This is a genomic window from Streptococcus sp. 596553, from assembly GCF_900411395.1.
Taxonomy (GTDB): domain Bacteria; phylum Bacillota; class Bacilli; order Lactobacillales; family Streptococcaceae; genus Streptococcus; species Streptococcus mitis_BA.
This window is the reverse complement of sequence record NZ_OXCQ01000024.1, coordinates 1-4399: the sequence shown is the minus strand read 5'-3', so window position 1 is coordinate 4399 and position 4399 is coordinate 1. Positions and strand designations below refer to the sequence as shown.

The window sequence follows — 4399 nt, the reverse complement described above, 5'->3', positions numbered from 1 at the left end:
CGGATTTAGCTCGTAATCCTTTTACAAGACCAACCTTGATTGACTTAGATAAGGTATTTATGTTGGATAATACGGTCATTCCGACTTCTTATCTAGCCAGACGGCGACGCAATGTCTCAGAAGAATTATACGAGGAAGTTTTGGATCACTTAGTCCAACCACGGCTGATTTCGCTGAACAAGTCTGAGTTTATGCAACTCAATCCAGGAACTTATTAGGAGGTAGAAGATGACAAATAAAGCAGTAAATGACTTTATACTAGCTATGGATTACGATAAAAAGAAACTCTTGACCCATCAGGGAGAAAGTATTGAAAATCGTTTCATCAAAGAGGGGAATCAGCTACCCGATGAGTTTGTTGTTATCGAAAGAAAGAAGCGGAGTCTGTCGACAAATACAAGTGATATTTCTGTAACAGCTACCAACGACAGTCGCCTCTATCCTGGAGCACTTCTCGTAGTGGATGAGACCTTGTTAGAGAATAATCCCACTCTTCTTGCGGTCGATCGTGCTCCGATGACTTATAGTATTGATTTGCCTGGTTTGGCAAGTAGTGATAGCTTTCTCCAAGTGGAAGATCCCAGCAATTCAAGTGTTCGCGGAGCGGTAAACGATTTGTTGGTCAAGTGGCATCAAGATTATGGTCAGGTCAATAATGTCCCAGCTAGAATGCAGTATGAAAAAATCACGGCTCACAGCATGGAACAACTCAAGGTCAAGTTTGGTTCTGACTTTGAAAAGACAGGGAATTCTCTTGATATTGATTTTAATTCTGTCCATTCGGGCGAAAAGCAGATTCAGATTGTCAATTTTAAGCAGATTTATTATACAGTCAGCGTAGATGCTGTTAAAAATCCAGGAGATGTGTTTCAAGATACTGTAACGGTAGAGGATTTGAGGCAGAGAGGAATTTCTGCCGATCGTCCTTTGGTCTATATTTCGAGTGTTGCTTATGGGCGTCAGGTTTATCTCAAGTTGGAAACCACGAGTAAGAGTGATGAAGTCGAGGCTGCTTTTGAAGCTTTGATAAAAGGAGTCAAGGTAGCTCCTCAGACAGAGTGGAAGCAGATTTTGGACAATACAGAAGTGAAGGCGGTTATTTTAGGAGGGGACCCGAGTTCGGGTGCCCGAGTTGTAACAGGCAAGGTGGATATGGTAGAGGACTTGATTCAAGAAGGCAGTCGCTTTACAGCCGATCATCCAGGTTTGCCGATTTCTTATACAACTTCTTTTTTACGGGACAATGTAGTTGCGACCTTTCAAAACAGTACAGACTATGTTGAGACTAAGGTGACAGCTTACAGAAACGGAGATTTACTCTTGGATCATAGTGGTGCCTATGTTGCCCAATATTACATTACTTGGGATGAATTATCCTATGATTATCAAGGTAAAGAAGTCTTGACTCCTAAGACTTGGGACAGAAATGGGCAGGATTTGACGGCTCATTTTACCACTAGTATTCCTTTAAAAGGGAATGTTCGCAATCTCTCTATCAAAATTAGGGAGTGTACCGGACTTGCCTGGGAATGGTGGCGTACGGTTTATGAAAAAACCGATTTGCCACTAGTGCGTAAGCGGACGATTTCTATTTGGGGAACGACTCTTTATCCTCAGGTAGAAGATAAGGTAGAAAATGACTAGGAGGGGAGAATGTTTGCGACAAAAAGAGTGAATGGTGATTTGTTTTCAGGACTGATCACAGATGTAGATGAGGAAATCATGAATAGCGATCAGAATCGTCTTGATATTGACACTATTGTCATTCACCACAATGGAGGGTTGAGTGATGAAGGGGCTAGAAGTACTTGGTATGTCTCCACAGGGCAGGGCACATCTGCTCACTACCAGGTGACTCCTGATAAGATATGGGGATGTGTTGGTGAAGAAAGTGTCGCCTATCATGCTGGTGACTATGAGGTCAATCGGCGTTCGATTGGTATTGAACACTTAAATAACCGTGGAGAACCTGACTGGACTATTGCAGAGGAAACCTACTGGAACTCAGCACGTTTGATTGCAGATATTTGTGATCGTTATAATTTGCCAATCAATCGTGAGACCATCCATCCTCACCAGGAATTTACTGCTACAGATTGCCCTGGGGGGATTGATCTAAATCGACTCATCCAGATGGCGGCTGAGATTCATGCTGGCGATAGTTTCCAAGTCTCAAAAGAGGAACAGCCTCGAGATGGGAATGGAGAGTATCTAGTGCGTGTGGTAGATGATGATCTCTACATCCGAACAGGCCCAGGTCTGGCTTATCCTGACCAAGGTTTTTGTCCTCTTGGGACTTTTACCATCATGCAGGTAGAAGAAGCAGATGGCTATACTTGGGGCTTGTTGAAGTCGGGTAGGGGCTGGATCGCACTAGACTATACAGAAGAAATCAAATAGAAAAAGGAAGGAAGAATGAATGAAACTAAAAAGTAAAGAAGAGCGCAAAGGGGAAAAGGTTTTTCGTTACTCAATAAGGAAGTACCACTTTGGTGCTGCCAGCGTTGCCGTTGCTGCGCTGATGTTTTTTGCCAACGGGACAGTACAGGCACAAACACCTGACATTTCTCCAGCGACAGAAAGCGGAACGACTAGAACCAGCGCCCTTGTAAGCGATTCCTCGGGGGGGGGTATCTGAAGAGCTAAGTGAAGAAAGTTCTGTCACAGACCCCAGTCGCCTAGAGCGTTCTGGTCAAGGTAATCAAAAGCCTCAAGAGACATCTAATGAAAACCAATCTCTGACAAACGCTAGCGAGAAAGGCAAGGAAGAAAAGCCAGCAGAGGCAAACCGTCCTACTGTAGATAAGTCGCTAGCCCAGTCTGCACAATCCAAGCTACAAGCCTTGCTTGCCAATCTGACACTGGACTCTATGAAAGAACTTCACGCTCGTGTAGAAGCAGGTCTAGCACAAGCTAAAGCTGTCCTTGAAAATCCACAGGTTAGTCAAGAGGAGGTCAATGCCCAGACTCAAGCCATGAGGGAGCTGACTGAGGAAGTCAACAAGGCTTTGGCTGGTGGAGTCACTTCTCCAGCTGAGCTGGGAGAAGGAAGGAGTGCGACTCTGAGTGAACCGAGCCCGGCTCCTAGACGGGGGCGACGTGGTAGGGGATCGCTAACCTCTCCTGCAGCACCAGTGTCAACAGAAAACCAAGAAAAGGAGGAGACAGCGGAGGAGGCTACAGACTACACAAATGGGTCAGGTAGTTATCCTCTATCAGAAAACATCCATAAACTCCTCCAAGAGCTGAAGACCAGTACTGAAAATCCAGAACAAGTCCAAAAACTGAAAGAAGCATACGATAAACTAAATGAAGCACTTCAGACAAAGGAAGATGGGTTTGTTGACCAGGAGGTCTTTAATGCTGCTCTTGAGGAGTATAAAAAAGCTAGTCACCTGAAAAAAGATGCAGAGGAAACTGGAAAAACTAGGGGTCGAAGAAGTGTTTCTGGACTTGTCTATGGGCTGGCTACTGGAGGTCCAGGGAGAGAGAGAAGATCGACGAATTCGAACGGCAATGAAAAAGATAATGTAGCACTATTGAATGGTTCTGATCTGAACGACGTACCGTTGAAATTTATTGCTACTGTATCAACTGGAGGAATTCGCGAGTTTACATTAACAGGCTTTCCGGATACTGTTGGAGGTAAGAAATGGGCGACCATCACTACAACTTATTCTAATGATAGAAAAAGAGCCTTGATAACGGTTAAGGGTAAAACACCAAAAAATATATACGGACTATACAATGTAAACGTAGCTGTAACCTTAAATAGTGGACATGTAGAGAGTAAGAACCAGGAAGTTAGGTACCAACTTCCACAAGCGGAATTTGACTTATCTCCATTAGGGAATGGGCATACAGCTCAGCAAGATGTGGAGGGTAAAGCCAAAGCCAAGGGGAACGACAGGCCTTTACTTCAAGCAAAAATTCCTTTGCCACCAAATGGGAGCATAACTTCAGCTAATATTCCTAATAATGGTCAGCTGAGAGTCTTCTTGGTTCGAGGTGGAAGAAATGAAAAATTTGGCGATGTAGCAACTAATGCAGAGGGTTATGACATTGTTGCGTGGGGGATAGTTGGAGGAAACGGAACGGCACCAATCTATCCAACTCAATATCTAAAAGAATCTATAGGTGATCAACCCTTGCGCTTGGTTACTGCTTATGTTCAGCAAAATACAAATAATATAAGCAGCAGTGACTTTATTTCACCTCTTTCTAACGATTCTATCAGGCCGACGAATCCGGTGGATAGGGATGGAGCGATTACCTCTCTGGATAATACAGCGAATACGAAGAAAGCGTCATTTGACACGGTTCAGCACTTAACAACAGAAGAGAAGAAAGCGGCGATTAAGAAGGTTGAAGACGCCTTGGCAGAAGCGAAACGCAAGGT

4 protein-coding genes and 1 pseudogene are annotated in these 4399 nt (G+C 44.1%); all 5 read left to right on the top strand.

The annotated features are described in order from the left end of the window. Positions 1–218 (top strand): annotated as a pseudogene (locus DSY56_RS11510) (hypothetical protein); the annotation flags it as partial. A 10-nt stretch (positions 219–228) separates the two neighbouring features. After that, positions 229–1644, top strand: coding sequence for a cholesterol-dependent cytolysin pneumolysin (ply, locus tag DSY56_RS11505; RefSeq protein WP_014017272.1), 1416 nt, complete (start codon positions 229–231; stop codon positions 1642–1644). 9 nt (positions 1645–1653) lie between these two features. Then, positions 1654–2400 (top strand): peptidoglycan recognition protein family protein, encoded by a 747-nt coding sequence (locus DSY56_RS11500; protein WP_000458340.1) that lies wholly within the window; start codon positions 1654–1656, stop codon positions 2398–2400. A gap of 19 nt (positions 2401–2419) precedes the next feature. Next, on the top strand, positions 2420–2638 hold the full coding sequence (locus DSY56_RS11495) for a YSIRK-type signal peptide-containing protein (RefSeq protein ID WP_014017271.1): 219 nt from the start codon (positions 2420–2422) through the stop codon (positions 2636–2638). A 232-nt stretch (positions 2639–2870) separates the two neighbouring features. After that, a partial coding sequence (locus DSY56_RS11490) for a DUF1542 domain-containing protein (protein ID WP_234990594.1) occupies positions 2871–4399 on the top strand: 1529 nt, incomplete at its 3' end.